Source organism: Pseudoalteromonas denitrificans DSM 6059, from assembly GCF_900112265.1.
In the GTDB taxonomy this organism is placed as follows: domain Bacteria; phylum Pseudomonadota; class Gammaproteobacteria; order Enterobacterales; family Alteromonadaceae; genus Pseudoalteromonas; species Pseudoalteromonas denitrificans.
On the sequence record NZ_FOLO01000121.1, the window covers coordinates 1 to 1,463 of the forward strand.

Consider the following 1,463-nt stretch of genomic DNA (forward strand, 5'->3'; position numbering starts at 1 on the left):
CACCGCAGTATTAATGGGTTCATGACTAATATGCTTGCTGGATTAATTGCATATTGTATTAAAGATAAAAAACCTGCACTTGATTTAAATGCAGTCGAACTTGAAATCCTAGAAAGCGCAAATATAGTCATTGCTTAACCCGATCTCAGGTTTATTAACAACCAATTTAAATCATGGGATATTACTTCGAATGTCCGCTTACCTTGTCAGTCAAATAAACTCCATGCTAATATTAACACTAACAATAATAAGAATAACTCTTGTTATTGCTTGAATTAATGTGGAGTAATAAAATGAAGTTTATCAAAATTATAGCTACTTTATTTAGTATAGTAGTTACATCATCTCTCTATTCTGGAGTGGCTTTAGCAGATAATTTTATAGAGTGTTATGCGTGCACAGATACTGAAAAGTTGAGCATAGTTAATACTTGGGCTGTAAATAATATTTCTGAAAGTGAAGCTAACCAAAATAAAATTAAAGATGTACATGTAGTCGATATATTTAATAATGTAATTAGATCTTTCCGAGTAAGTCTAAAGTTAACTCCTGTGCCACCACCACTTCCCGCGAATTATCTTCCAAATAGCGTAATTATTAATACTCCGCATTACTTGAAAGAGCCTATGTCTCAACTTAAAGTTGCTAAAAGAAATTTACGAGCTGCAAGTAATGAGCTCATTATTCCCACTTCTGAAATTTCTGATGCATGGCAATTTACTAAATGTGCTTTTTGTGAAAATAATGTAGAAAGGTTTATAAATAATAGCTTGTCTGGAGAAATAACCACAGTCCAAATGACTATTGCAACACTTGCACAAACATTCGGATTAATTAAAACAGGGTTACCTAACACTTTCGTGATAAAGCTGGAAGCTGGTGGTCAATTAGATGTGATGATGACACTAAATAATAAGCCCATATCAATAAACGTTACAGTGATCAAAGCGGTTGACCCTGACGGCAATACAGTCCCCTTTAGTGAAACAGGTCTTCGTAATTTATTATTACAAATTTCAACTATCAATAGAGCAAATACAATTAATGACTTTATTTTTAGGTTTAATTTTATGGTTCCTTTAAAGATGGGGTTTGTAACTATCGACGATTGCCCAAAAGTTACTAAAGAAAACCCAACCCCAGAACCATGCGGATAAAAAAGCTAAATTTGTTAGAGAATTTTTATACAATAATAATTTCTTTTTTCCTTATGATTTTAGGAAGAAAGTTAATTATGAGCAACCGCTTATAGCACAATAGCGGTCTGTATTATGCCGCATGGATGCGGCTATAACACTAAATTAGCGTAAGCGGTCATTCTAAGGGGGGCTTGATCCTAATCACATGATCAGGGTTGAAAAGTTTTATCCAGATCTGAACGCATAGGATTATCGTAAGCGTCTGGTGAAATGCATCTAGCCTAGTTTAATGTTCCAAGGTAGCAGGTGCTCAATACTCTCAGG

The 1,463-nt window shown here is 34.1% G+C and carries 1 protein-coding gene and 1 pseudogene; both read left to right on the forward strand.

What is annotated here, in order from left to right:
• Positions 1-138, forward strand: a pseudogene (locus BM088_RS27850) (IS982 family transposase); the annotation flags it as partial.
• Between the two features lie 155 nt (positions 139-293).
• Complete coding sequence (locus BM088_RS26875) at positions 294-1,157, forward strand: hypothetical protein (protein WP_091992012.1); 864 nt, start codon at positions 294-296, stop codon at positions 1,155-1,157.
• The last annotated feature ends 306 nt before the right edge of the window (positions 1,158-1,463 follow it).